The sequence below is a fragment of the Sphingomonas taxi genome, from assembly GCF_000764535.1.
Classification (GTDB): domain Bacteria; phylum Pseudomonadota; class Alphaproteobacteria; order Sphingomonadales; family Sphingomonadaceae; genus Sphingomonas; species Sphingomonas taxi.
Genome location: NZ_CP009571.1, coordinates 2,354,931 through 2,378,637 on the forward strand (window position 1 = coordinate 2,354,931; position 23,707 = coordinate 2,378,637).

General features: G+C 68.3%; 30 protein-coding genes. 20 read left to right on the top strand and 10 right to left on the bottom strand.

Annotation, left to right across the window (positions count from 1 at the left end):
* Window positions 1–46: 46 nt before the first annotated feature.
* The 3 genes from ppdK to MC45_RS10665 form a co-directional block, all read right to left on the bottom strand.
* On the bottom strand, window positions 47–2,704 hold the full coding sequence (gene ppdK, locus MC45_RS10655) for a pyruvate, phosphate dikinase (RefSeq protein WP_038662819.1): 2,658 nt from the start codon (window positions 2,702–2,704) through the stop codon (window positions 47–49).
* A 76-nt stretch (window positions 2,705–2,780) separates the two neighbouring features.
* A complete protein-coding gene (gene glyS / locus MC45_RS10660; protein ID WP_038662822.1) occupies window positions 2,781–4,946 on the bottom strand; it encodes a glycine--tRNA ligase subunit beta in 2,166 nt (721 codons plus the stop codon).
* Window positions 4,947–5,154: 208 nt separating this feature from the next.
* The gene (locus MC45_RS10665; RefSeq protein WP_179944535.1) at window positions 5,155–6,024 is read right to left on the bottom strand and encodes a glycine--tRNA ligase subunit alpha; all 870 of its coding nucleotides are present in this window, start codon (window positions 6,022–6,024) and stop codon (window positions 5,155–5,157) included.
* 95 nt (window positions 6,025–6,119) lie between these two features.
* Here MC45_RS10665 and MC45_RS10670 point away from each other — a divergent pair, with 95 nt between their 5' ends.
* From MC45_RS10670 to MC45_RS10700, 8 genes are all read left to right on the top strand, one after another.
* On the top strand, window positions 6,120–7,040 hold the full coding sequence (locus tag MC45_RS10670; RefSeq protein WP_038662825.1) for a TraB/GumN family protein: 921 nt from the start codon (window positions 6,120–6,122) through the stop codon (window positions 7,038–7,040).
* Window positions 7,041–7,309: 269 nt separating this feature from the next.
* Complete coding sequence (locus MC45_RS10675) at window positions 7,310–7,993, top strand: 50S ribosomal protein L25/general stress protein Ctc (RefSeq protein WP_038662828.1); 684 nt, start codon at window positions 7,310–7,312, stop codon at window positions 7,991–7,993.
* 221 nt (window positions 7,994–8,214) lie between these two features.
* Window positions 8,215–8,784 carry an aminoacyl-tRNA hydrolase gene (gene pth / locus MC45_RS10680; protein ID WP_038662831.1) on the top strand — a complete coding sequence of 190 codons (570 nt, stop codon included), beginning with the start codon at window positions 8,215–8,217 and terminating at the stop codon, window positions 8,782–8,784.
* Complete coding sequence (locus MC45_RS10685; RefSeq protein ID WP_038662834.1) at window positions 8,781–9,383, top strand: TIGR02466 family protein; 603 nt, start codon at window positions 8,781–8,783, stop codon at window positions 9,381–9,383. Before pth ends, MC45_RS10685 begins: the two co-directional genes overlap by 4 nt.
* Before the next feature lie 6 nt (window positions 9,384–9,389).
* Window positions 9,390–9,767, top strand: coding sequence for a 5'-nucleotidase (locus tag MC45_RS10690; RefSeq protein WP_245640705.1), 378 nt, complete (start codon window positions 9,390–9,392; stop codon window positions 9,765–9,767).
* Between the two features lie 57 nt (window positions 9,768–9,824).
* A complete protein-coding gene (locus MC45_RS19565) occupies window positions 9,825–9,977 on the top strand; it encodes a hypothetical protein (protein ID WP_169742545.1) in 153 nt (50 codons plus the stop codon).
* An 85-nt stretch (window positions 9,978–10,062) separates the two neighbouring features.
* Window positions 10,063–10,368 carry a glycine zipper 2TM domain-containing protein gene (locus MC45_RS10695; RefSeq protein ID WP_038662836.1) on the top strand — a complete coding sequence of 102 codons (306 nt, stop codon included), beginning with the start codon at window positions 10,063–10,065 and terminating at the stop codon, window positions 10,366–10,368.
* 98 nt (window positions 10,369–10,466) lie between these two features.
* Window positions 10,467–10,892, top strand: coding sequence for an OsmC family protein (locus tag MC45_RS10700; RefSeq protein WP_038667158.1), 426 nt, complete (start codon window positions 10,467–10,469; stop codon window positions 10,890–10,892).
* 43 nt (window positions 10,893–10,935) lie between these two features.
* Here the strand turns inward: MC45_RS10700 and MC45_RS10705 are convergent, their stop codons facing one another.
* A complete protein-coding gene (locus MC45_RS10705; RefSeq protein ID WP_038662840.1) occupies window positions 10,936–11,157 on the bottom strand; it encodes a hypothetical protein in 222 nt (73 codons plus the stop codon).
* 109 nt (window positions 11,158–11,266) lie between these two features.
* On the opposite strand from MC45_RS10705, the gene MC45_RS10710 reads away from it, so the two are divergent.
* From MC45_RS10710 to MC45_RS10740, 7 genes are all read left to right on the top strand, one after another.
* A complete protein-coding gene (locus MC45_RS10710) occupies window positions 11,267–11,986 on the top strand; it encodes a hypothetical protein (RefSeq protein ID WP_245640706.1) in 720 nt (239 codons plus the stop codon).
* Between the two features lie 118 nt (window positions 11,987–12,104).
* Window positions 12,105–13,181, top strand: coding sequence for an extracellular catalytic domain type 1 short-chain-length polyhydroxyalkanoate depolymerase (locus MC45_RS10715; protein WP_038662842.1), 1,077 nt, complete (start codon window positions 12,105–12,107; stop codon window positions 13,179–13,181).
* Between the two features lie 419 nt (window positions 13,182–13,600).
* On the top strand, window positions 13,601–13,990 hold the full coding sequence (gene crcB, locus MC45_RS10720) for a fluoride efflux transporter CrcB (protein ID WP_038662845.1): 390 nt from the start codon (window positions 13,601–13,603) through the stop codon (window positions 13,988–13,990).
* Complete coding sequence (locus MC45_RS10725; RefSeq protein ID WP_038662848.1) at window positions 13,987–15,114, top strand: RluA family pseudouridine synthase; 1,128 nt, start codon at window positions 13,987–13,989, stop codon at window positions 15,112–15,114. The genes crcB and MC45_RS10725 overlap by 4 nt, the downstream gene beginning before the upstream one ends.
* A gap of 453 nt (window positions 15,115–15,567) precedes the next feature.
* Entirely contained in the window at window positions 15,568–16,221 is a 654-nt protein-coding gene (locus tag MC45_RS10730; RefSeq protein ID WP_038662851.1) for an HAD-IA family hydrolase, read from the top strand.
* Window positions 16,218–16,436 carry a hypothetical protein gene (locus tag MC45_RS10735; protein WP_038662854.1) on the top strand — a complete coding sequence of 73 codons (219 nt, stop codon included), beginning with the start codon at window positions 16,218–16,220 and terminating at the stop codon, window positions 16,434–16,436. The genes MC45_RS10730 and MC45_RS10735 overlap by 4 nt, the downstream gene beginning before the upstream one ends.
* Window positions 16,433–17,125: an ATP12 family chaperone protein gene (locus MC45_RS10740; RefSeq protein WP_038662857.1), complete on the top strand. Its 693-nt coding sequence runs from the start codon at window positions 16,433–16,435 to the stop codon at window positions 17,123–17,125. The genes MC45_RS10735 and MC45_RS10740 overlap by 4 nt, the downstream gene beginning before the upstream one ends.
* Here MC45_RS10740 and gmk read toward each other — a convergent pair.
* The 4 genes from gmk to fumC all read right to left on the bottom strand — a co-directional run bounded on the left by gmk (window position 17,109) and on the right by fumC (window position 19,760).
* Window positions 17,109–17,765, bottom strand: a complete 657-nt coding sequence (gene gmk / locus MC45_RS10745; RefSeq protein WP_038662860.1) for a guanylate kinase — start codon at window positions 17,763–17,765, stop codon at window positions 17,109–17,111. The genes MC45_RS10740 and gmk overlap by 17 nt on opposite strands.
* Before the next feature lie 101 nt (window positions 17,766–17,866).
* Window positions 17,867–18,064 carry a hypothetical protein gene (locus MC45_RS10750; RefSeq protein ID WP_038662863.1) on the bottom strand — a complete coding sequence of 66 codons (198 nt, stop codon included), beginning with the start codon at window positions 18,062–18,064 and terminating at the stop codon, window positions 17,867–17,869.
* Window positions 18,061–18,276 carry a hypothetical protein gene (locus MC45_RS10755; RefSeq protein ID WP_038662865.1) on the bottom strand — a complete coding sequence of 72 codons (216 nt, stop codon included), beginning with the start codon at window positions 18,274–18,276 and terminating at the stop codon, window positions 18,061–18,063. The genes MC45_RS10750 and MC45_RS10755 overlap by 4 nt, the downstream gene beginning before the upstream one ends.
* 95 nt (window positions 18,277–18,371) lie before the next feature.
* Window positions 18,372–19,760 (bottom strand): class II fumarate hydratase, encoded by a 1,389-nt coding sequence (fumC, locus tag MC45_RS10760; RefSeq protein ID WP_038662868.1) that lies wholly within the window; start codon window positions 19,758–19,760, stop codon window positions 18,372–18,374.
* Window positions 19,761–19,824: 64 nt separating this feature from the next.
* Between fumC and MC45_RS10765 the strand changes: the two genes are divergently transcribed.
* A complete protein-coding gene (locus MC45_RS10765; protein WP_038662871.1) occupies window positions 19,825–20,400 on the top strand; it encodes a hypothetical protein in 576 nt (191 codons plus the stop codon).
* 53 nt (window positions 20,401–20,453) lie between these two features.
* On the opposite strand, the gene MC45_RS10770 is transcribed toward MC45_RS10765, so the two are convergent.
* Window positions 20,454–20,867, bottom strand: a complete 414-nt coding sequence (locus tag MC45_RS10770; protein ID WP_052075623.1) for a GNAT family N-acetyltransferase — start codon at window positions 20,865–20,867, stop codon at window positions 20,454–20,456.
* Between the two features lie 2 nt (window positions 20,868–20,869).
* On the bottom strand, window positions 20,870–21,355 hold the full coding sequence (locus MC45_RS10775) for an SspB family protein (protein WP_038662873.1): 486 nt from the start codon (window positions 21,353–21,355) through the stop codon (window positions 20,870–20,872).
* Between the two features lie 75 nt (window positions 21,356–21,430).
* On the opposite strand from MC45_RS10775, the gene hisB reads away from it, so the two are divergent.
* Genes hisB through hisA form a run of 4 tightly spaced genes read left to right on the top strand, consistent with a single transcriptional unit; the run spans window position 21,431 to window position 23,668 of the window.
* Window positions 21,431–22,018 (top strand): imidazoleglycerol-phosphate dehydratase HisB, encoded by a 588-nt coding sequence (hisB, locus tag MC45_RS10780; protein WP_038662876.1) that lies wholly within the window; start codon window positions 21,431–21,433, stop codon window positions 22,016–22,018.
* Window positions 22,015–22,332 (top strand): YciI family protein, encoded by a 318-nt coding sequence (locus tag MC45_RS10785; RefSeq protein WP_038662879.1) that lies wholly within the window; start codon window positions 22,015–22,017, stop codon window positions 22,330–22,332. The genes hisB and MC45_RS10785 overlap by 4 nt, the downstream gene beginning before the upstream one ends.
* The gene (gene hisH / locus MC45_RS10790) at window positions 22,329–22,934 is read left to right on the top strand and encodes an imidazole glycerol phosphate synthase subunit HisH (protein ID WP_038662882.1); all 606 of its coding nucleotides are present in this window, start codon (window positions 22,329–22,331) and stop codon (window positions 22,932–22,934) included. Before MC45_RS10785 ends, hisH begins: the two co-directional genes overlap by 4 nt.
* On the top strand, window positions 22,931–23,668 hold the full coding sequence (gene hisA, locus MC45_RS10795) for a 1-(5-phosphoribosyl)-5-[(5-phosphoribosylamino)methylideneamino]imidazole-4-carboxamide isomerase (protein ID WP_038662886.1): 738 nt from the start codon (window positions 22,931–22,933) through the stop codon (window positions 23,666–23,668). Before hisH ends, hisA begins: the two co-directional genes overlap by 4 nt.
* Window positions 23,669–23,707: the final 39 nt, after the last annotated feature.

Sequence of the window (23,707 nt, forward strand, 5' to 3'; positions counted from 1 at the left end):
CAGCGCCCGCGACCCTGGGCTCCTGCGTTCGCAGGAGCACTGACGCTTACTTCAGCGCCGCCTGTGCCGCCGCCAGCCGCGCGATCGGCACGCGGTACGGCGAGGCCGAGACGTAATCCAGGCCCACCTTCTCGCAGAAGGCGATGCTCGCCGGATCGCCGCCATGTTCGCCGCAGATACCGAGCTTGATGTCGGGCCGGGTCGCACGGCCGCGATCCGCCGCCATCTGCACCAGTTCGCCGACGCCCTCGATATCGAGGCTGACGAACGGGTCCTTGGCGTAGATGCCCTGTTCGACATAGGCGCCGAGGAAACGCGCCGCATCGTCGCGGCTGACGCCCAAAGTCGTCTGGGTCAGGTCGTTGGTCCCGAACGAGAAGAACTCGCCCGTCTCGGCGATCTCGCCCGCCTTCAGCGCCGCGCGCGGCAGCTCGATCATCGTGCCGACCAGATAGTCGATCGTCTTGCCGCGCTCGGCGAACACCACCTGCGCGGCCTTGTCGACCACCGCCTTCATCAGGTCGAGCTCGCGCTTGGTCGCGACCAGCGGGATCATCACTTCCGGAATCGGCGCCTTCCCCGACTTCTCCGCGACGTCGAGCGCCGCCTCGAAGATCGCCCGCGCCTGCGTCTCGTAGATCTCCGGATAGGTCACGCCCAACCGGCAGCCGCGATGGCCGAGCATCGGGTTGAATTCGTGCAGCTCGGTGGCGCGACGCTTCAGTTCGTCGATAGCGACGCCGGCCGCCGCGGCGACCTCGGCGAATTCATTCTCCTCGTGCGGCAGGAACTCGTGCAGCGGCGGGTCGAGCAGCCGCACCGTCACCGGCAGGCCGGCCATCACCTCGAAGATCGCGGTGAAGTCACTGCGCTGCGCCGGCAGCAGTTTCTCGAGCGCGGCACGGCGGCCCGTCTCGTCCTGCGCGAGGATCATCTGGCGCACCGCGGTGATCCGGTCGGCGTCGAAGAACATATGTTCGGTACGGCACAGGCCGACGCCCTCGGCACCGAAATCGCGCGCGGTCTGGCAGTCGAGCGGCGTCTCCGCATTGGCGCGGACCTTGAGCCGGCGCACGCCGTCGGCCCATTCCATCAGCACGCCGAAATCGCCGGCGAGCTCGGGCTGCACCGTCGCGACCGAACCGAACATCACCTCGCCGCTGGTGCCGTCGATGGTGATCGTATCGCCCTCGCGCACCTCGCGCCCGGCGACCTTCATCACCTTGTCCTTGGCCGAGATCGACAGCGACCCCGCACCCGAAACACACGGCCGGCCCATGCCGCGCGCCACCACCGCGGCGTGACTGGTCATGCCGCCGCGCGCGGTGAGGATACCGGTCGCGGCATGCATGCCATGAATGTCTTCCGGCGACGTCTCGACGCGCACGAGGATGACCGACTCGCCCGCCGCCTTGCGCTTCTCCGCGGTGTCGGCGTCGAACACGACAGTGCCCGATGCGGCACCCGGAGAGGCGGGCAGGCCCTTGGCGATCACGTCGCGCGGCGCATCGGGATCGAGCGTCGGGTGGAGAAGCTGGTCGAGCGCCATCGGATCGACGCGCAGGATCGCCTCGTTGCGGGTGATGAGCCCCTCGTTCGCCATGTCGACCGCGATCTTCAGCGCCGCCTTGGCGGTCCGCTTGCCCGAGCGCGTCTGGAGCATCCAGAGCTTGCCCTGTTCGACGGTGAACTCGATGTCCTGCATGTCTCGATAATGCGTCTCGAGCCGGTCGAACACCGCCGCCAGCTCGCCATAGACCGCGGGCATCGCCTCTTCCATCGACGCGGGCTTGGCGCCCGCCTCCTCGCGCGCCGCCTTGGTCAGATATTGCGGCGTGCGGATCCCGGCGACGACGTCCTCGCCCTGCGCGTTGATGAGGAATTCGCCATAATAGGCGCGGTCGCCCTTCGACGGATCGCGGGTGAAGGCGACGCCGGTCGCCGACGTCTCACCCATATTGCCGAACACCATCGCCTGGACGTTGACCGCGGTCCCCCAGTCGGCGGGGATGTCGTTCAGGCGACGATAGACCTTCGCCCGCTCCGACTGCCACGAGCCGAACACTGCGCCGACCGCGCCCCACAATTGGTCGTGGACGTCCTGCGGAAAGGGCTTGCCCCATTCCTTTTCGACCAGCCCCTTATATTCGGCGACCAGCGCCTTGAGGTCGGTCGCGCTCAGCTCGGTATCCAGCGTGAAGCCGTTGTCTTCCTTGGCGATCTCCAGCGCTTCCTCAAACGCGCCGTGATCGAGTTCGAGCACCACGTCGGCATACATCTGGATGAAGCGCCGATAGCTGTCCCACGCGAACCGCTCGTCACCCGACTTGGCGGCAAGCCCCTCGACCGTCGCATCGTTGAGCCCGAGGTTGAGGACGGTGTCCATCATCCCCGGCATCGACACGCGCGCGCCCGAGCGCACCGAGACGAGCAGCGGATTGGCCGCATCGCCGAAGCTCTTGCCGGTGATCCCCTCGATATGCGCGATCCCCTGCGCCACCTCGTCGCGCAGGCTTTGCGGGAATTGCTCGCCCTCGTCGTAATAGGTCGTGCACATGGCGGTCGAGATGGTGAAGCCCGGCGGCACGGGCAGGCCGATCGACGCCATCTCGGCAAGGTTCGAGCCCTTGCCGCCGAGCAGATTCTTGTCGCCCTTCCCGCCGTCCGAAACGCCGCCACCGAAACGGTACACGTATTGGGTCATCGCTGGTCCTTAGCTACGGTCTGATGCCTGCCCCGGGGAGGATGGTAAGCATATCGTACGCCTGAGAAACGTGTCGCTATCCCTCGATCTTCGAGAAATCGGCGACGGCATGCACCGCCGCGCGCACCCGGTCCAGCAGCGCGAGCCGCGCGGCACGCTTGGCGGAATCGGGATCGTTGACGATCACGCCCTCGAAGAAGGCGTCGATCGGCGCACGCAACGACGCGAGCGCCGCCATCGCCCCCTCGAAATCCTCCGCCGCGACCGCCGCGGTGGCGGCGGGCTCGGCCGCGTCGAGCGCGGCGATCAGCGCCGCCTCGGCGGGTTCGGGGGTATAGCCGAGCGCCTGCACCGCGCCGTCACCGGCGGGCGCATGGCCCTCCTTCTTGAGGATATTGGCGGCGCGCTTGTAGCCCGCGAGCAGGTTGGCGCCGTCCTCGGTCGCGACGAACGCCTGCAAGGCGTGGACGCGGGCGAGCAGGCGGACGAGATCATCCTCGCCGCCGAGCGCGAACACCGCATCGATCAGGTCGTGGCGGACGCCGGCCTCCCGCTGCTGCACCTTGAGGCGGTCGGCAAAGAAGTCGAGCACCGCACGATCCGCGACCCGGCCGAGCGGGAAGCGCAGACCATTGTCGAGGATCAGCGCGACCACGCCGAGCGCCGACCGTCGCAGCGCGAACGGATCCTTCGACCCGCTCGGCCGCAGGTCGGCGGCGAAGAATTGCGTGATGCTGTCGAGCTTGTCCGCCAGCGACACAGCCACCGTCACCGGCGCGGTCGGCACGTCGTCGCCCTGCCCGACCGGCTTGTAATGGTCGCGCACTGCCTCGGCGACCTCCCGCGGCTCGCCCTGCGCGGCGGCGTAATAGCCGCCGATCAGCCCCTGCAATTCGGGGAATTCGCCGACCATGCCGGTGACGAGGTCCGCCTTGGCGAGCCGCGCCGCCCGCTCCGCCCGATCGGCCAGCGTCATTCCCTCTCCCCTTGTGGGAGAGGGAGGGAGCGCCGAAGGCGCGGAAGGGTGAGGGGGAGTGGTCAGGGATGCGCTATCCCCCTCACCCTTCCCACTCGCTGACGCGAGCGGGCCCCTTCCCTCTCCCACAAGGGGAGAGGGAGATTGGACGATCCCCTCTTCGACCAGCCACCGCGCCAGCTTCGCCACGCGATCGACCTTGTCAGCGACCGTGCCGAGCTTCTCGTGGAAGACGATGTTCGCCAGCTTCGCCGCCTGCGCGTCGAGCGGCGTCTTGAGATCGGTCTCGTAGAAGAAGCGCGCATCGGACAGCCGCGCCGCGAGCACCTTGCGATTGCCCTCGACGATCTGCGCGCCGCCGTCGGTTGCCTCGATATTGGCGGTGCAGACGAAGGCATTGGCCAATGCACCGTCCGCATCGCGGCAGACGAAATATTTCTGGTTCACCCGCGCGGTGAGCTGGATCACCTCGGGCGGCACGGTGAGGAAATCGGCGTCGAACCGCCCGAGCAGCGGCACCGGCCATTCGGTCAGCCCGGCATTCTCCGCAACCAGCCCCTCGTCCTGGACCAGCACCAGCCCCGCCCCGGCGGCGAGCGCGGTGGCGCGTTCGCGGATCAGCGCGCGGCGCTCGTCCTGATCGACGATGACGTGGCAGGCGCGCAATTTCTCGACGTAATCCGCCGCCGAACCGATCGTGATCTGCCCCGGATGGTGGAAGCGATGCCCGAAGGTCGCGAAGCCGGAGCGGATGCCGGCGATCTCGACCTCGACCAGTTCCTCGCCGAACAGCGCGACGATACCGTGCAGCGGCCGCACCCAGCGCAGCGACTCGGTCGAGGCGGAGGCCGCCCCCCAGCGCATCGACTTGGGCCACGGAAAGCCGCGGATGATCGCCGGGATCGCCTCGGCGAGCACCGCGGTCGTCGCCCGGCCGGGCTTGTCGGTCACCGCATAGAGCACCCCGTCGCGCTCGACGAGCTGCTCGCGGGTCAGCCCCGTCTTGCGCAGGAAGCCGTCCAGCGCCTGCGGCGGCGCGCTCGCCTTGGGGCCTTTCAGCTCCTCGGACACCGCCTGCGTCTCGGCGGGCAGGTCGCGCGCGATCAGCACCAGCCGCCGCGGCGTCGCATAGGTGACGAGCGATCCGGCGGCGAGCCCCGCCTTGCCCAGCTCGGCAGCGAACAGCCGCGCGAGATCGTCGCGCGCCTTGTCCTGCATCCGCGCAGGGATTTCTTCGGAGCGAAGTTCGAGCAGGAAATCGGTCATTGTACGGCGCCGAAAGAAGAAGGGGTTGGTTCGCGCAGAGGCGCGGAGGCGCAGAGAAGAAGGATGTTGGGCCGCGCCACCGGCAGGCGCACCGCCTTGCGCCGCAGGCATTCCACGATCGCATTCGCACGGAAGGCGTCGCCTGCGCGCAGCCTCTCTGCGCCTCTGCGCCTCTGCGCGAACAACCCTTCTTCCCGCCGGACGCCGCTCACGCCGCCCATCCGTTCTTGTCCATCCACGCCGCGCAGGCGCCCTTGGCGAGGTCGCGGACGCGGCCGATATAGGCCTGCCGCTCGGCGACCGAGATCACGCCGCGCGCCTGCAACAGGTTGAACGTGTGGCTCGCCTTGATCGCCTGTTCGTACGCCGGGATCGGCAGCCCGGCGGCGAGGCTGTTCTCGCATTCCGCCGCGGCCTTCCTGAACAGGTCGAACAGGCTGGCGGTATCGGCGACCTCGAAATTCCACGTCGACATCTGCCGCTCGTTTTCGAGGAAGACGTCGCCATAAGTGACGCCGCTGTCGTTGAACGCGAGGTCGTAGACGTTGTCGACGTCCTGGATATACATCGCCAGCCGTTCGAGCCCGTAGGTCAGCTCGCCTGCGACCGGCTTCATGTCGAACCCGCCCATCTGCTGGAAATAGGTGAATTGCGTCACCTCCATGCCGTCGCACCAGACCTCCCAGCCCAGCCCCCAGGCGCCCAGCGTAGGCGATTCCCAATCGTCCTCGACGAAGCGGATGTCGTGGCGCGTCATGTCGACGCCGATCGCCGCGAGGCTGCCGAGGTACAGCTCCTGCAGGTCGGGCGGCGACGGCTTCAGGATCACCTGATATTGGTAATAATGCTGCAGCCGGTTGGGATTCTCGCCATAGCGGCCGTCGGTCGGCCGGCGGCAAGGCTGGACGAAGGCGGCGTTCCACGTCTCGGGCCCCAACGCGCGCAGCGTCGTCGCCGGATGGAACGTGCCTGCGCCCATTTCCATGTCGTAGGGCTGGAGGATCACGCAACCCCGGTCGCTCCAATAGTCGTGGAGCGTCAGGATCATCTTCTGGAAGGAAAGCGGTGTGGCGGCCATCGTCCCGAGGCTTTGGCCGATGAGGCCGCGTCTAGCAAGTGGTGCGGCGCGGCATTAGCTATGGCGCAGGACTTACTGATGGATAGCGTCCCCGCATGATACGAACCCTTCGGCCCGCCCTGCGGCCTGCTTTGTCGGCGCTCGCGCTCTGCCTGTCGCTCCCCGCCTGCGCGCAGCAGCCCGCCCCACCGGCGCGCGCCGCCAACGACGCCGATCCCGCGCTCTGGGTGGTCAAGGACAAGGATACGACGGTGTATCTGTTCGGGACGATCCACGTGCTCAAACCGGGCCTCACCTGGTTCGACGAGGCGGTGAAGACCGCGTTCGACCGGTCGGACGAGGTCAAGCTGGAAATCGTCATGCCCGACGCCGCGGCGATGCAGGGGCTGGTGCAGGCGACCGGCGTCGCCGCGCCCGGCACGCCGCCGCTGACCCAGCGCCTGCCCGAGGCCAAGCGCGCCGCCTTCACCAAGGCGGTGACCGACCTCGGCCTGCCCGCCAACGCGCTCGACACGTTCAAGCCATGGCTGGCGGCGACGCAGCTCTCGGTCGCGCCCTTGTCGAAGCTCGGCTATGACAGCGACAACGGCCCCGAACAGGTCATCACCGCCGCGGCGAAACAGGCGAACAAGCCGCTGACCGGGCTGGAGACGCCCGAACAGCAACTCGGCTTCTTCGGCAGCCTGTCGGACAAGGCGCAGCTCGACTTCCTCGTCAGCACGGTCGACGAACTGCCGAAGCTGAACGATCAGATGGCGTCGATGGTCGACGATTGGGCGAAGGGCGATCCCGACGCGCTCGCCCGCGAGATGAACGACGAGCTGAAAAGCTCGCCCGAGGTCGCCAAGGTCCTCCTCACCGACCGCAACGCGCGCTGGGCGGCATGGATCAAGCAGCGCATGACGCGGCCGGGGACGGTGTTCGTCGCGGTCGGCGCCGGGCATCTCGCGGGACCGGAGTCGGTGCAGGCGCACTTGGCTAAGCTGGGCGTAAAGGCCGAACGGGTGAAATACTAAGTGTTTTAAGTCCTCCCCCGCCAGGGGGAGGTGGCGCCGCAACGCGGCGACGGAGGGGGAGGATACGGCGAACTTAGTCGTATGCGGCGACGCCCCCTCCACCACCCGGCTACGCCGGGCGGTCCCCCTCCCCCGCTTCGCGAGGGAGGACTGGACCCCACCTTGTCTTTCCACCCCCCATCGGCTAAGCGCCCCCGCTTCCGGCCATGGTCATCCCTGGAGGCGTGGCGCGGGAAAGACACTTTAGCACGTTTCGGAAGGTTATCTGCATGAGCGACACCATTACGCTCGCAGCCGAGACGCGCGACCGGGTTGGCAAGGGAGCCTCCCGGGCGCTGCGTCGTGACGGCCGCGTCCCCGCCGTGATCTACGGCCAGAACAAGGAACCGACCTCGGTTCACCTCGAAGAGAAGGCGCTGACCAAGGCGCTGATGACCGGTCACTTCATGACCTCGGTCATCATGATCGACGGACAGCGGACGCTGGCCAAGGACGTGACCTTCCACCCCGTCACCGATCGCCCAATCCACGTCGATTTCCTGCGCATCGGCGAGCACACCGAAGTCACCGTCGCGGTGCCGATCGTATTCACCGACGAAGACGATGCCCCCGGCATCAAGCGCGGTAACGGCGTGCTCAACATCACCCGCCACGAGATCGAGCTGGTCGTCGACGCCGCCGACATCCCGAGCGAGATCAGCATCTCGCTGAAGGGCCTCGAGATCGGCGATTCGATCCACATCAGCGACGTCAAGCTGCCCAAGGGCGCCAAGCCGGCGATCGACGACCGCGACTTCGCGATCGCCACGATCGTGCCGCCGACCGTCCCGACCGCGCAGGACGAGGCGCTCGACGCCGAGGTCGCCGAGACCCAGGCCGCCGAGGCTGCTGCCGACGCCGAGCCGAACGACGACGACAACGACGACGACAAGATCACCACCCAGAAGAACTAAGCTGGGTGCCGCCACGGCGGCGTCGGAACCGGGGCAGGGCAGCGGCAACGCTCCCCTGCCCTTTTTCGTGGCCGGGCCGCTATCCCACCCACCCCGTCACCCCGGACTTGTTCCGGGGTCCACCGGGCGGCTAGGAGCAGAACCAGAGCCTCCAGCCGTTCTCCCAGCCGCGGAGTGGACCCCGGAACGAGTCCGGGGTGACGAGGAAGAATAGGAACGTCATGCAGATCTGGGCCGGGCTCGGCAATCCGGGGCCGCAATATGCGATGCACCGGCACAATGTCGGCTTCATGGCGATCGACCTGATCGCCGACATGCACGGCTTCGCGCCGGTCCGGAAGCAGTTCCAGGGCTGGACGCAGGAGGGCCGCGTCGGCAGCGAGAAGGTGCTGCTGCTCAAGCCCGCCACCTTCATGAACGAGAGCGGCCGCGCGATCGGCGAGGCGCTGCGCTTCTACAAGCTCGGCCCCGACGCGCTCACCGTCTTCCACGACGAGCTCGACCTCGCGCCGTTCAAGGTGAAGGTGAAGCGCGGCGGCGGCACCGCCGGGCATAACGGGCTGCGCTCGACCGACCAGCATCTCGGCCCCGACTTTCGCCGCGTCCGGATCGGCATCGGCCATCCCGGCCACAAGGACCGCGTCACCGGCTACGTCCTCGGCAATTACGCCAAGACCGAACTCGATCCGCTCGCCGACATGCTCGGCGCGATCGGGGCGGAGGCGCCATGGCTCGCCGCGGGCGACGACGTCCGCTTCATGAACGACGTCGCTCTAAGGCTCGCCCAATGACCGTCCGCACCCTGTTCGCCACCCGCTTCTACGAGGACGATCTCGGCGACGCCGCGCTGCTCGCGGAACTGGAGGACGCCTCCCTCGACCTCGCGCGCGAGGATCGCGCCGGCGTCGCCTGGTCGAAGGCGCACGGCTATCGCGGCTATACCTCCTATGCCTCGCTCAACGACCTGCCATCGCGCGACCCGCGCTTCGCCGATCTGGTGAGACTGCTCAACAAACATGTCGCGCGCTTCGCCGACGCCTGCGCCTTCGATCTCGGCGGTCGCAAGCTCAAGCTCGACAGTTTGTGGGTCAACGTCCTGAAGCCCGGCGGCAATCATTCGGGCCATATCCACCCGCACAGCGCGGTCAGCGGCACCCTCTATGTCGCGACGCCGCCGGGCGCGGGCGCGCTCAGGCTCGAGGATCCGCGGTTGCCGATGATGATGGCCGCCCCCACCCGCCGCGCCGATGCCGACGAGAGCCACGCCACCTTCGTCTATGCCGAGCCGAAGCCGGGCAGCGTCTTCCTGTGGGAAAGCTGGCTGCGCCACGAGGTCGTCCCCAATGCCGCCAAGGGCGAGCGGATCAGCATCAGCTTCAACTATCGCTGAGCGGTCATGCGGCTGCCGCAATTGGCCGGCAGCTTCGCCGCATCGGGAGGCGATACGATGCGGCTGGCGATCATGATGGCGTTGCAGGCGGCACCGGTGGCGGGACCGCCGCTGCCAGCCGAACTTCGCCCGATCAGACCCGCGCCGGCGCCGTCGACGGTGCCCTGCGGCACCCCCGACCGGCGCGGCGACATCGTCGTCTGCGGCCGCGCGGCGGGCGCCGACCGCCTGCCGCGGCTCGACGAGACCCGCTACGCCGAACGCCCGATCCGCGCCGTCACGACGCTCGGCAAGACCCGCCTCTCGGCCGAGGCGGAACAAGGCAGCCTGCCGAACGGCCAGAGCGCCCCACGCGCAATGCTCCGCCTCAAGATGCCGTTCTGACGGCGCGCGACCGCGCCCCTCATCGATCGTTCATCCCGTCCCGCTACCACCGTCCCCATGCGTTTCACCAAACAGCAGATCGGTCTTGCCGCCGTCGTCCTGCTCGCGCCCGGCGGCTTCGTGCTGGGTGCGACCCTGCTCGCCAATCGGTACCGCAAGCGTCTCGCGGCGAAGGCAAATGAGCCCCCCGACCCCCCGGTCGTTTCCTGAACGGAACGTTGTTTCAGGTTCATGCAACCGCGCCTAACAGGATGACGTTGATGCAACACGATTTTCAAAAAACGGGAGTGTTACCATGCGAAATCTGATGCTTGCGATGGGCTGTGCGGCGATGGTGGTGCCGGCGACGATGATCGTCCCGGTGTCGAAGGCCGATGCGCAGCGCCATAAGTATCGCGAATGGCGCGACGATCGCGGCCGTATCCGCTGCCGCAAGCCCGACGGCACCACCGGCGCCGTGGTCGGCGCGGTCGGCGGCGCGCTGCTCGGCCGGACGATCGACACCCGCGGCGACCGCACGGTCGGCACGCTCGGTGGCGCGGTCGCCGGTGGCCTGCTCGGCCGCGAGATCGACCGCGGCGGCAAGCGTCGCTGCCGCTGAACCGAGACCTTTTTCGGTCGACGGGGGCGTCGCGAGGCAACTCGCGGCGCCCCTTTTGCGTATCGCTTCGGACCAATCCCACGATGGAGACCGACGATATGGTAACGCGCAGCGCTTCGGCGAGCTACGAAGGCCTCGGCAAGGACGGCAAGGGCAAGATCACGACCCAGTCGGGCGTGCTGTCCGACACGCAATATGGCTTCAACACCCGCTTCGAGGATGGCGCCGGCACCAATCCGGAAGAACTGATCGCCGCGGCGCACGCCGGCTGCTTCACGATGGCGCTCGCCTTCGCGCTGGCCGGAGCGGGCCACAGCCAGGGCAATCTCAAGACCGACGCCAAGGTCACGCTCGACAAGGACGGCGACGGCTTCACCATCACCAAATCGGCGCTGACCCTCACCGGCCATGTCGAGGGCATCGACCAGGCCGAATTCGAACGGATCGCCAACGAGGCCAAGGCCGGCTGCCCGGTCTCCAAGGTGCTGACCTGCGAGATCACGCTCGCCACCACCTTCGGCTGATCCCGGCGCGTCCCTGGCGAAAGGCCAGGGACGCATTCTCTGGTCAGAAGATCCCGCCGCCCAGGCTCAGCCGGATCGCGAAGATCACGATCAGCACCAGATTGAGGTTGCGCCCGCCGTTCGACGACGACAGCGCGCCGAATGCCGCGCCGACGATGCCGATCGGAATGACGAGCCAGTTCATCCAGCCGAGCAGCGGAATGAACGCGACCAGCCCGAGCACCAAAGTGACGAAGCCGATCGCGATGGAGACGATGTTGAGCATGGCCCGAATATGGCCTTCGTCCCCGCACGGGACAAGCCGGGCCGACGTGACGTAGTGTTAACCGGATTCACCGGTGGCGTCTTAACGGTGGCTGCGCCATCTCATTGCGGTGACTGCGATTCGCCCCCTCCTCTTGCTCGCGCTGGCACTGACCGCGTGCAGCAAGCAGCCTGCCTCGCAGCAGGATCTCGACAGCCTCGACCAGGAACTCACCGCCGCCGGCCCCGGCAACCAGCGCGATCCCGCGCTGACCGCGGCGTTGCGCGACCAGATCATGGTCGATCCGGCGCTGACGCAGAGCGCCAACACCAACGTCGTCCGCCCGCCGAGCCGCCCCGATCCGCTGTCCGCGCCACCCGAACCGGTGATCGCCACCCCCGACCGCGTCGCGGCGGCCGACCTCAAGCCGACCCCCGCCGCCAAAGGCGACTGCCCCGCCTGCCGCAAGGCCGACGGCGCGCTGACCTTGGGCGAACTCGCCAGCCGGCAATCGGCGGCCGGCGCCCCCTGCGCGGCGCGCGTCACCTATTCGGCCGGCTGGGCAAATCGCCTGCCCGCCGCGGTGCCGCTCTACCCGGACGCCCGCGTCCGCGAGGCGGCGGGCAACGACGCCTGCGGCCTGCGCGTCGTCAGCTTCGCGAGCAGCGCCCCGGTCGGCCGCATCCTCGATTGGTATAACGCCCGCGTCACCCGCGCCGGCTATTCGGCCGAGCATCAGGCATCGGGCGCGCAGCACGTCCTCGGCGGCACCCGTGGCAACGCGGCTTACGTCGTCTACGTCAGCGCCGATCCCGCCGGCGGCAGCCAGGTCGACCTGATCGTCCGCTAAATCTCCCTTGCCCGCAGGTGGGAAGACGCGCCGCCTTGCTATCCCACCACCCCGGACCATATTGTGCAATGCAGCATCACACGCTTGGTGGCGGTCCTGTCCCTTTCGGAGTGCGCGCATGCGACGTTTGTCAGACACGATCAGCCGGCTCGCCGCGGCGCAGGGCCAGCAGCAGCCCTGGACGGGCGGCAGCGATCGGCTCGGCCAGCTCAGCGGCTTCGGCCGCAATCCCGGCAATCTGCTCGCGCGCACCTATGTCCCCGATTCGGTGACGGCAAAGCCGGCGCTGGTCGTCGTGCTGCACGGCTGTACGCAAACCGCCGAGGGCTATGATGCCGGTGCCGGCTGGTCGCGGCTCGCCGACGAGCATGGCTTCGTCCTGCTCTTCCCCGAGCAGCAGCGCGCCAACAATCCCAACCTCTGCTTAAACTGGTTCGCGCCCGAAGACGTCAGCCACGACCATGGCGAGGCCTTTTCGATCCGCGAGATGATCGCGGCGATGATCGACGCGCACGACGTCGATCCCGCCCGCGTCTTCGTCAACGGCCTGTCCGCGGGCGGCGCGATGACCGCGGTGATGCTGGCGACCTATCCCGAAGTGTTCGCCGGCGGCGCGATCCTCGGCGGCCTGCCGTACGGCACCGCGAGCGGGGTGATTCAGGCGCTCGACCGGATGCGCGGCCACAACATGCCCGACGCCGCTGCGCTCGGCACGCTGGCGCGCGACGCCTCGGCGCATCGCGGCGTTTGGCCGACGCTGTCGATCTGGCACGGCGACGCCGACGCGACGGTCGACCAGACCAATGCCGAGGCGCTGCTGACCCAATGGCGCGCGCTGCATCAGGTCGCGGCGCGGCCCGACGTCGAGGCGGCGCAGGGCAACCACGCCTATCGCGGCTGGCAGGATGCCGCCGGCCGGGTGGTGATCGAGGATCATCGCATCCACGGCATGGGCCACGGCACGCCGATCGCGGCGCACGGCCCGGAGGCATGCGGCACGCCCGGCCCGTTCATGCTCGACGTCGGCCTGTCCTCGACGCGCCGCATCGCCGCCTTCTGGGGCATCGCCCCGGCGCTGGCCGCGCCGTCGCGCGGCACCGCCAGACTGACGCGGGTCGCCACGCCGACGCGCGAACCGACCGGCGTCGCCGGCGTCATCAACGACGCACTTCGCGCCGCCGGGTTGCTGCGCTAGGACGCTCCCCCGGTTGATGGCCGAGGGGGCCCCGCTTGACGCCACCTTATCGCCGACGCGAGCCGGAATACGCATAGCGTTACCCCACCAGTGCTCCTGCGAACGCAGGAGCCCAGGAGTCCCACTCGGTACAGACGTTGCTCTGCTTGACCCTGGGTCCCCGCCTGCGCGGGGACACGTGGAGGGCGAGGAAGCGTTCCGCGCTCCCTGGTTCCTGGCACCGACGCATCCTCACCCCCTCCGTCACCCCGGACCCGTTCCGGGGTCCACCGGGCCGCAAGGGGACGGCATCATCACAAGCCGTTCTCCTCGCCGCGGGGTGGACCCCGGAACAAGTCCGGGGTGACGGAGGGGGGGCAAACAACCGAGCTCAAACCCCCGCATTCCCTTGCACCCAATAGTCCTCTAGGGCTGGCACCATGCCTCTTCTGTTCGTCATGATCGGCGGTGCCCTCGGCTCCGCCGCGCGTTATCTCACCGGCCGCGCCGCGCTTGCCGCGTTCGGGCCGGACTTTCCCTACGGCACGCTCGCCGTCAATCTCGTCGGCGGGCTGCTGATGGGCGTGCTCACCGCCATCCTCGCCCGCAGCGGCAGCCTCGCCGAACCGTGGCGCCTGTTCCTCGGCGTCGGCGTGCTCGGCGGCTTCACCACTTTCTCCAGCTTCAGCCTCGACGCCGTCGCGATGATCGAGCGCGGCGCACTCGCCCCCGCCTTCGGCTACGTGCTGGTGTCGGTGATCGGCTCGATCGCCGCGCTGTTCGCCGGGCTCGCCGCCACCCGCGCCCTGCTTGCCGGAGCCAGCGCATGAGCGACGCCAAGAACGACACCCGCGACGGCGTTCGCCAGTTCAACGTCGGCTATGACGACGACGGCATCCGCCTCGACCGCTGGTTCAAGCGCCACCTGCCCGAGACGAGCTTCACCACCGTCGCCAAATGGGCGCGCACCGGCCAGCTCCGCGTCGACGGCTCGCGCGTCACGCCGGGCGACCGGATCAAGGCCGGCCAGACGCTGCGCGTACCGCCCCCCGAACCGGTGATCGAGGACACCCCCGACGCCCCCCGCCCCAAGCGCGAACGCCCGCCGCTGAGCGAGGACCAGATCGCCTATGCCCGCGAGATGGTGATCCACAAGGACCTCCAGGCGCTCGTGCTCAACAAGCCGCCCGGCCTCGCGACGCAGGGCGGCACCAAGACCTCCGAACATGTCGACGGCCTGCTCGACGCGCTGCAATATGATGCGGAGGGGCGGCCCAAGCTCGTCCACCGGCTCGACAAGGATACGTCGGGGGCGCTGCTCGTCGCGCGCACCAGCCGCGCCGCCGCCTTCTTCGCCAAGGCCTTCTCGGGCCGCACCGCGCGCAAGGTCTATTGGGCGCTGGTCGTCGGCGTCCCCTCGATCGACGACGGCATGGTCGACCTGCCGATCGGCAAGCAGCCCGGCACCGGCGGCGAGAAGATGCACGTCGACGAGGAGAATGGCCAGGCCGCGCGCAGCCGCTATCGCGTCGTCGAGCGCGCCGGCAATCGCTGCGCCTGGGTCGAGCTGCAACCCTTCACCGGCCGCACCCATCAGCTGCGCGTCCATATGGCGGCTATCGGTCATCCGATCGTCGGCGACGGCAAATATGGCGGCGCCGCGGCGTTCCTGACCGGCGGCGTCAGTCGCAAGATGCACCTGCACAGCCGCCGCATCCGCGTCGACCACCCCGACGGCGGCAGCATCGACGAGACCGCGGACCTGCCGACGCATTTCGCCGAAAGCCTCGCCACGCTGGGCTTCGACATCGCCAGGGGCGACGCGATGCCGTTCGAGGAACCGAAGAAAGGCCCGCCCCCCAAGGCGGTGCTCAAGCAGCGCGCCAAGGCGCACGCCAAATCGATGCGCAAGGAACATCGCGGCGAACGCCGCCGCCGCGGCAGCCCCGACTGAGTTGGGGGGAGCGCGGCTGGCGAGGCGCGCCCCCTTCACCCCAAACTACCCGTCACCCCGGACTTGTTCCGGGGTCCACCGCGCCGCAAGCGCGCGCTTCCGCCTCCAGCCGATCTCCTCGCCGCTGAGTGGACCCCGGAACCAGTCCGGGGTGACGGGGTGGGTCAGGCACCGTCCCGTATTCCCCGGGCGCGCCAACATGAGAACGCGCAGGTCTGTCCTACACCCCGCCGACCGGTGTATGACCGAACAATGCACACGCCGCCTGCCCCCATAGTCCCGCCCGCGCGGCAGTACGCAGGTCCCGTGACGCCCTTCCACATTCGCCGCCGCACAGCCATCATATCAAAAACGGAAACGATACCACCGGATCGTTTCCGTTAAGGTGTCCATGTTGTCCATGTCGTCCAACACCCTCTTCACCGCTCCGGCGCCGCCCGCTACGGCAACACGATGACCAAACTCGCCGTATTCGACTGCGACGGCACGCTCGTCGACAGCCAGGCCAATATCTGCCAGGCGATGGAGGCGACGTTCCGCATTGCCGACCTGCCCGCGCCGCCGCGCGCGGCGATCCGCCGCATCGTCGGACTGAGCCTCGTCGAGGCGGTCCGCGCCTTGCTCCCCGACGCGGACGATGCGCTCCACCGCAGGATGGCCGCCGATTACAAGGAGGCGTTCTTCGAGCTGCGCACCAGCGGTGCGATGACCGAAGAGCCTTTGTTCGAGGGCATCGCCGCGGTGATCGAGACGCTGGCCGCGCGCGGCTGGCAGCTCGGCGTGGCGACCGGCAAGTCGGATCGCGGCCTCGCCCGCGTGCTCGACCACCACGGCCTGACCGATCGCTTCGTCACCCTTCAGACCGCCGACCGCCACCCCTCCAAACCCGATCCGGCGATGCTGCTCGCCGCGATGGCGGAGGTCGACGCGACACCCGAGCAGACCGCGATGATCGGCGACACCAGCTTCGACATGGCGATGGCCAAGGCGGCGGGCGCGCGCGCGGTCGGCGTCGCCTGGGGTTATCACGACGTCCACGATCTGGTCCGCGGCGGCGCGCAGGTCGTCGCGACGCGCACCGCGGCGTTGCTGGAGATCCTGGCATGACCCCCGACGACACGCGCGCGCGCAAGCGCTGGCTGGCGATCGTCGGCAGCCGGCTGGCGGGCAGCGCCGGCGCGGTGTTCGGCCTGATCCTCGCCGCCCGCTCGCACGACTGGCCGGTCAAGGTGCTCGGCGTCGCGATCACGCTGTCGGCGCTCGCGGTGATCGCGATCGTGCCGGCGAGCCTCGCCCACCGCTGGCGGACGCCCGGATCATGAAGCGCTTCTGGACCGAGGTGACGATCGACGCCGACCGCGTCGTCACGCTCGACGGCCGACCGGTGCGCACCCCCGGCCGCGTGCCGCTCGCGCTGCCGACCGATGCACTCGCCGCGGCGGTCGCCGACGAATGGCGCGCGGTGGCGGAAACGATCGATCCGCGCGCGATGCCGCTGACCGGCCTCGCCAATGCCGCGATCGACCGGATCGCGCTCGACCCCGCCGCCTTCGCCGCCGGCCTTTCGGTGTACGGCGAGAGCGACCTGCTCTATTATCGCGCGCTGTCACCCGATCTGCTGATCGCGCGGCAGCAGGCGGCGTGGGATCCGTGGCTCGACTGGGCGCGCGCCCGCTACGACGTACATTTCGAGACCACCGCCGGGGTCATGCATCGCGCGCAGCCCCCCGCGACGCTGGCGCGACTCGCCGAGGCGGTGGCGGCGCTCGATCCCTTCGGACTCGCCGGCCTGTCGCCGGTGGTGACGATCACCGGCTCGCTGATCCTCGCGCTGGCGCTGATCGAACGGGCCGGCGACGCCGATACGGTATGGACCGCGGCGAACATCGACGAGGATTTCCAGGCCGAACTCTGGGGCGCCGATTCGCTGGCCGTGCAGGCGCTCGCCAACAAGCGCCGCGACTTTGACGCCGCGGTCGCCTTCCTCGCTGCGCTCAGGCCGTCCGCGTGAGCTTGCGGATGAAGCCGATCAGCCCGGTCTGACGCGAGCGCTTGAGCCGCTCGGCGGCGAGGATCGTCTTCACCCCCGCGAAACATTGCTCAACGTCGTCGTTGACGAGGACGTAATCGTAGCCATCCCAATGACTTACTTCATTGGCGGCACGCGCCATCCGCGCCTCGATCACCTGGGCCGAATCGGTGTTGCGGTTGGTCAGCCGCGCCCGCAGTTCCTCCATCGACGGCGGGAAGATGAACACCCGCACCACGTCGCCGCCGGCGATCTGGAACAGCTGCTGCGCGCCCTGCCAGTCGATGTCGAACAGCACGTCCTTGCCCGCGGCGAGCATCGTCTCGATCTGCGCCCGCGGCGTGCCGTAGCGATGGTCGAAGACGTGCGCCCATTCGAGGAACTCGTCCGCCGCGACCATGCGGCGGAATTCCTCGAGATCGACGAAATGATAGTCCTTGCCGTCGACCTCGCCCGGCCGCATCGGCCGCGTCGTCACCGACACCGACATGCCGAGTTCGGGCTCGTCGGCGAGCAGTTTGCGCGCGATGGTCGACTTGCCCGCACCGGATGGCGAGGACAGCACGAACAGCACGCCACGACGGCGGAAATGGTGCGGGTCGGCGGAATGGGTGGTCGGCATGCGCGCTAGTGGCGTCTGCCGGGGCCGGGCGTCAAGCGCAGCCGGCTGAAAAGTCGAGAAAGCGACGATCCTCCCGCGCCGCGCGCGGGAGGATCGTCCGATCAGATATCGCGCGACTGGCGCCGGCGGTCATACGCCTTCTTGGCGACATAGCCGCCGCCGAGGATCAGGCCGAGCGGCCCCATCCGCCGCATCGCGCCCATCGACAGCGCGCCGATCGCCGCACCCTTCAGGCCGCCACGACCATCGCGACGGTCCATTTCACGCCCGACGAGCGCACCAATAATCTTGCCGATCATGAGTCTACCTTTCCGAAAACCTGGTCCTTGAGTTCCGCCGCGCCGCGCAGCACCGCCCAGCCGACCGCATAGGTCACGGCGAGCGGCAGCACGATCTTGAGCACATTGGCAGTCACCGCACCGATGATCGCGCCATCGGCGACGCCATCGTCGTCGCCCGAAATCGAATCGATCGCGGCGCCGATCAGCGCGCCCGTGGTGGTGGTGCTCACGTCCGTCCCCTCCTAGCGTTGCGGCCATGGAAGCGCGCGAACGGCGGGGAAGTTCCTCGTAACGGGACCGTTCCGGAACGTTTCGCCCGGCGGGATCAGCGCCCGATCATCGTCTCCGGCCGCACCAGCCGATCGAACGTCGCCTCGTCGACCAGCCCCAGTTCCAGCCCCGCCTGTTTCAGCGTCTGCCCCTTCTGATGCGCGTGCTTCGCGATCTTCGCGGCATTGTCATAGCCGACCTCGGGCGCGAGCGCGGTGACGAGCATCAGCGACTGTTCGACCAATTGCCCGATCCGATCGCGATTCGCCTTGAGCCCGTCGACGGTCCGCTCGGCAAAACTCTGCATCCCGACGCTGAGCAAGGCGATCGAGCGCAGCACGTTGGCGCCGATCAGCGGCTTGAAGACGTTGAGCTCCATATGCCCCTGCAAGCCGCCGACGGTGACCGCGACATTGTTGCCCATCACCTGCGCGGCGACCATCGTCAGCATCTCGGCCTGCGTCGGATTGACCTTACCCGGCATGATCGAGCTGCCCGGCTCGTTGGCGGGCAGTTCGAGTTCGCCGAGCCCCGAGCGCGGCCCCGATCCGAGCAGGCGGATGTCGTTGGCGATTTTGGTCAGCGCCACCGCGAGCACGTTGAGCGCGCCGTGCAGGTCGACCAACCCGTCGTTCGACGCCAGCGCCTCGAACTTGTTGGGCGCGGTGACGAACGGCAGACCGGTGAGCGTCGCGATCTCCGCCGCGACCTCTTCGGCGAAGCCTTCGGGTGCGTTCAGCCCGGTGCCGACCGCGGTGCCGCCCTGCGCGAGCGGCATGATGTTGCGTTCCAGCGTGCCGGCGATCCGGTGGCGCGCATTGGCGAGCTGCTGGACGTAGCCCGAAAATTCCTGCCCCAACGTCAGCGGCGTCGCATCCTGAAGGTGCGTGCGGCCGATCTTGACCAGATCGTCCCATTCGCGCGCCTTGTCGGCGAGCGCGTCATGCAGCCGGTCGAGCGCCGGATAGAGCTGCCGCTTCACCGCCAGCGCCGCGGCGACGTGGAGCGCGGTCGGGAACGAATCGTTCGAAGACTGGCCGCGGTTGACGTCGTCATTGGGGTGGACCGGCGTCTTGCCACCACGGGTGCCGGCGAGCTGCTCGTTGGCGCGGCCGGCGATCACCTCGTTGACGTTCATGTTCGACTGCGTGCCGCTGCCGGTCTGCCAGATGACCAGCGGAAATTGATCGTCGAGCTGCCCCGCGGCGATCTCTGTAGCCGCGGCCTCGATCGCGTCGGCCTTGTCCGCGGCCAGCCCGTGCCGCCGGTTCACCCGCGCCGCCGCCTGTTTGACGATCGCCAGTGCGTGGACGATCTCGGCCGGCATCCGCTCGCGCGGTCCGAAAGGGAAATTCTCGAGACTACGCTCGGTCTGCGCGCCCCAATAGGCGTCGGCGGGAACGTCGATCGGGCCGATCGAATCGGTTTCGGTGCGCGTGCTCATGCGACGTAATATCAAATGTGGCGCCACTTGATTCAAGGCCTGCCCGAAGGCAGCATGCCGCATCATGTTATGGCTCGCCCTCCTCGCCTCACAGGCGGCCCCGTCCAGCCCGTGCCAGTACGATCGCGCACGTCTTTTGGCGCTGGATCAGAACGCATTCGATCAGGACATGACCGGCGGCTGGCGCAAGCTCGAGGAGGACGGCTGCGAGGCGGAGGCGGCAGACCTCGTGCGCGACTGGCGGGTCGCGCATAACGCCAGGGACAGCATTCTGTTTTGGCACGAAGGGCAGCTTCGCGCCGACCTCGGTCAGACCGAGAAGGCAATCGCGCTGTTTCGGCAATCCTACAAATCCGTGAAACAGGATCACGGAATGGGCTGGAACTTCTACGTCGACGGGACGATCGCCTTCCTGCGGCGCGACCATGCGGCATTCGACGCTGCCAAAACGAAGCTTGCGGCGCTGCCACGACCTGCGAACTTCACGTTCGAGGGACCGGACGGCAAACCGGTGCCGGTCAAATGGCCGCTTAACATGAACGTCTTGGAGGGATTAAGCCGCTGCTGGGACAAATCTTACAAGATCGCCTATGCGTGTGCGACGCCGCTGATGCGGATCAAGGCGCCGGACCCGAAATGACGCAATATCGAGAGTGCGGGACGGGCGTCGGATATTAAAGTCCCGCGCAGGAATCAGGAAATGCGCTTCGAAAGAAAGAACCGCGCTTCGCCCGGCGGGTAATCGTCGATCCGGCCGAAGCAGCCGTAACCCAGCTTTTCGTAGAAGCCGCGCGCCTGGAAACTGAACGTGTCGAGCCACAGGCCGACGCAATCCAGCCGCTTCGCCTCGCACTCGGCGGCGAGCATCAACGCGCTGCCGTGCCCGTGCCCCCGCATCGATGCGGGCACCACCAGATATTGTACGAACAGCCAGCGATAGCTCACCATGCCCCACAAACCGCCGACGATCGCGCCATCGTCGGCGCGGATCAAGATGGCGATCGGGTGTCGTTCGGTCGGACCGACCGCGGCGTCGTTGAATGCGACCAGTGGCGCAAGGATCGCGTCGCGCTCCAAGTCTCCGGGCGCGGCAACGACCTCGATCACGCTTACTTCTTCCGCTTGAAGTCCACGCTCACGACGTTCGAACCGTCCGCCGCGGGCGTGGCGGTCGGGCCGTCGTTCTCGGCCTCGTCATGCGGTTCGGGACCGTCATCGGGATCCTCGGTCGCCTGGAAGCGCAGCTCGAAATTGACCGCCGGATCGTGGAAGCCGGTGATCGCCGAATAGGGGATCACGAGCTTCGACGGCACCTGGTTGAAACTCAGCCCGACCGAGAACTTCCGCTCGTCGACCAGCAGGTCCCAATAGCGGTTCTGCAGCACGATCGTCATCTCGTCCGGAAAGCGCTCGATCAAGCGCTGCGGGATGTCGACGCCGGGCGCCTGCGTCTTGAAGGTGATGTAGAAATGATGCTCGCCGGGCAGCCCGCCCGATTCGGCGACTGAGCCGAGCACGCGGCCCACCACGGCACGCAGCGCCTCCTGGACGATCTCGTCATACGGGATAAGGCTATCGGGAAGGCCGTCGGTCATGCCCCTTGGGTAGCGTATCGCCCGGTCGGGTCAAGATTGTGCGTGACAACGCACGCTCCTATGGGACGAGCCGACATGCGCATCGCCACGATCAACCGCTCCACCGCCGAAACGCGGATCGACGTCACCGTCAACCTCGACGGCACCGGCGTCTATTCGATCAAGACCGGCATCGGCTTCCTCGACCATATGGTCGAACAGCTCAGCCGCCACGGTCTGATCGACATCGACCTCAAGGTCGACGGCGACCTCCACATCGACGGCCACCACACCGTCGAGGATTCGGCGCTGGCGCTCGGCCAGGCGGTGGCGCAGGCGCTCGGCGACAAGCGGGGTATCCGCCGCTACGGCGACGCGCTCTCGCCGATGGACGAGACGCTGACCCGCGTCGCGCTCGACATCTCGGGGCGGCCATGGCTGGTGTGGAAGACCGCCTTCACCGTCTCGCGGCTCGGCGAGCTCGACACCGAACTGATCGAACATTGGTTCCACAGCTTCGCGCAGACCGCCGGTATCACGCTCCACGTCGAGACGCTGTACGGCAGCAACAACCATCACATCGTCGAGGCGGCGTACAAGGGCCTCGCCCGCGCGCTGCGCACCGCGGTCGAGATCGACCCGCGCAAGTCGGATGCCATACCCTCGACCAAGGGCGTGCTATGAGCGAGCCCTTCGTCCGCCCCGGCACCAATATGTGCGTCGTGTCGCTGACCTATGGCGACGATCTCGACGCGATCGACGCGGCGATGAGCGATCACGTCGACTGGCTGTCGGATGCCTATGCCAACGGGCTGCTGCTCGCCTCCGGCCGCAAGCAGCCGCGCACCGGCGGCATCATCATCGCGATCGGCGGCAAGAAGGTGACCGAGGAGCTGATCGCCAAGGATCCGTTCGTGTCGCGTGGGCTGGCGACGGCGGAGATCATCCCCTTCACCGCGAGCATGGCGGCGACGCCGCTCGCTGATCTGCTGTCATGACCATCGCGCTGATCGATTATGGCGCGGGCAATCTCCATTCGGTCGAGAATGCGCTACGGGCGGCGGGGGCGACCGATCTGACCGTCACCGCCGATGCCGATGTGGTGGCGAAGGCCGACCGTATCGTGCTGCCGGGCGTCGGCGCGTTCGGCGCCTGCGCCAATGCGTTGCGCGGCGTGCCGGGGATGGTGGAGGCGATGGAGCGCCGCGTCCGGCAGGAGGGCGCGCCCTTCCTCGGCGTCTGCGTCGGCATGCAGTTGATGGCCGATGTCGGCGAAGAGATGGGCCAGCATCGCGGGCTCGGCTGGGTACGTGGTCGCGTACGCCGGCTCGAACCCGGGACGATGGAGGCCAAGGTGCCGCATATGGGCTGGAACGACGTCGTCCCGCTCGGCGCGCATCCGCTGGTGCCCGCGGGCGAGGCCTATTTCCTGCACAGCTATGCCTATGAGGGCGAGGACGTGATCGCGACCAGCGACCATGCCGGCCCGGTCACCGCGGCGATCGCGCGCGACACGATGCTCGGCGTGCAGTTCCACCCCGAAAAGAGCCAGCGTTACGGGCTGGCGATGCTTGCCAAATTCCTGGAGTGGCGGCCATGAGCCTCATCGTCTTTCCCGCCATCGACCTCAAGGGCGGTCAGGTCGTGCGCCTCGCCGAGGGCGATATGGATCGCGCCACCGTCTATGGCGACGATCCCGCCGCGCAGGCAATGCTGTTCGCCGAGGCCGGTGCGCAGCATCTCCACGTCGTCGACCTCGACGGCGCGTTCGCCGGTGAATCGGTCAACGGCGAGGCGGTGCGCGGCATCGTCGAGCGCTTTCCCGGCCACGTCCAGCTCGGTGGCGGCATCCGCAACCGCGCCAGCGTCGAGCGCTGGTTCGACCTCGGCGTCTCGCGCGTCGTGATCGGCACCGCGGCGCTGGAGGACCCCGAGTTCGTCCGCGGTGCCGCGCGCGACTTTCCCGGCGGCGTCGTCGTCGCGGTCGATGCGCGCGACGGCATGGTCGCGACCAAGGGCTGGGCGGACGTCTCGACCACCAGCGTCGTCGACCTCGCCCGCCGCTTCGAGGATGCGGGGGTGGCGTCGCTCCTGTTCACCGACGTCGGCCGCGACGGGCTGCTGAAGGGGTGCAACGTCGAGGCAACGGTCGATCTCGCCCGCGCGGTGTCGATCCCGGTGATCGCCAGCGGCGGCGTCAAGGGCATCGCCGAGATCCACGTCCTCGCGCTTCACGTCCGCGACGGCGTCGAGGGCGTCATCACCGGCCGCGCGCTGTATGACGGGCGGCTCGACCTCGCCGCCGCGCTGAGCGTCGCGCAGGGAGCGGAATGATGATCGCGCGAAGACGCGAAGACGCGACGATGTCTGGCC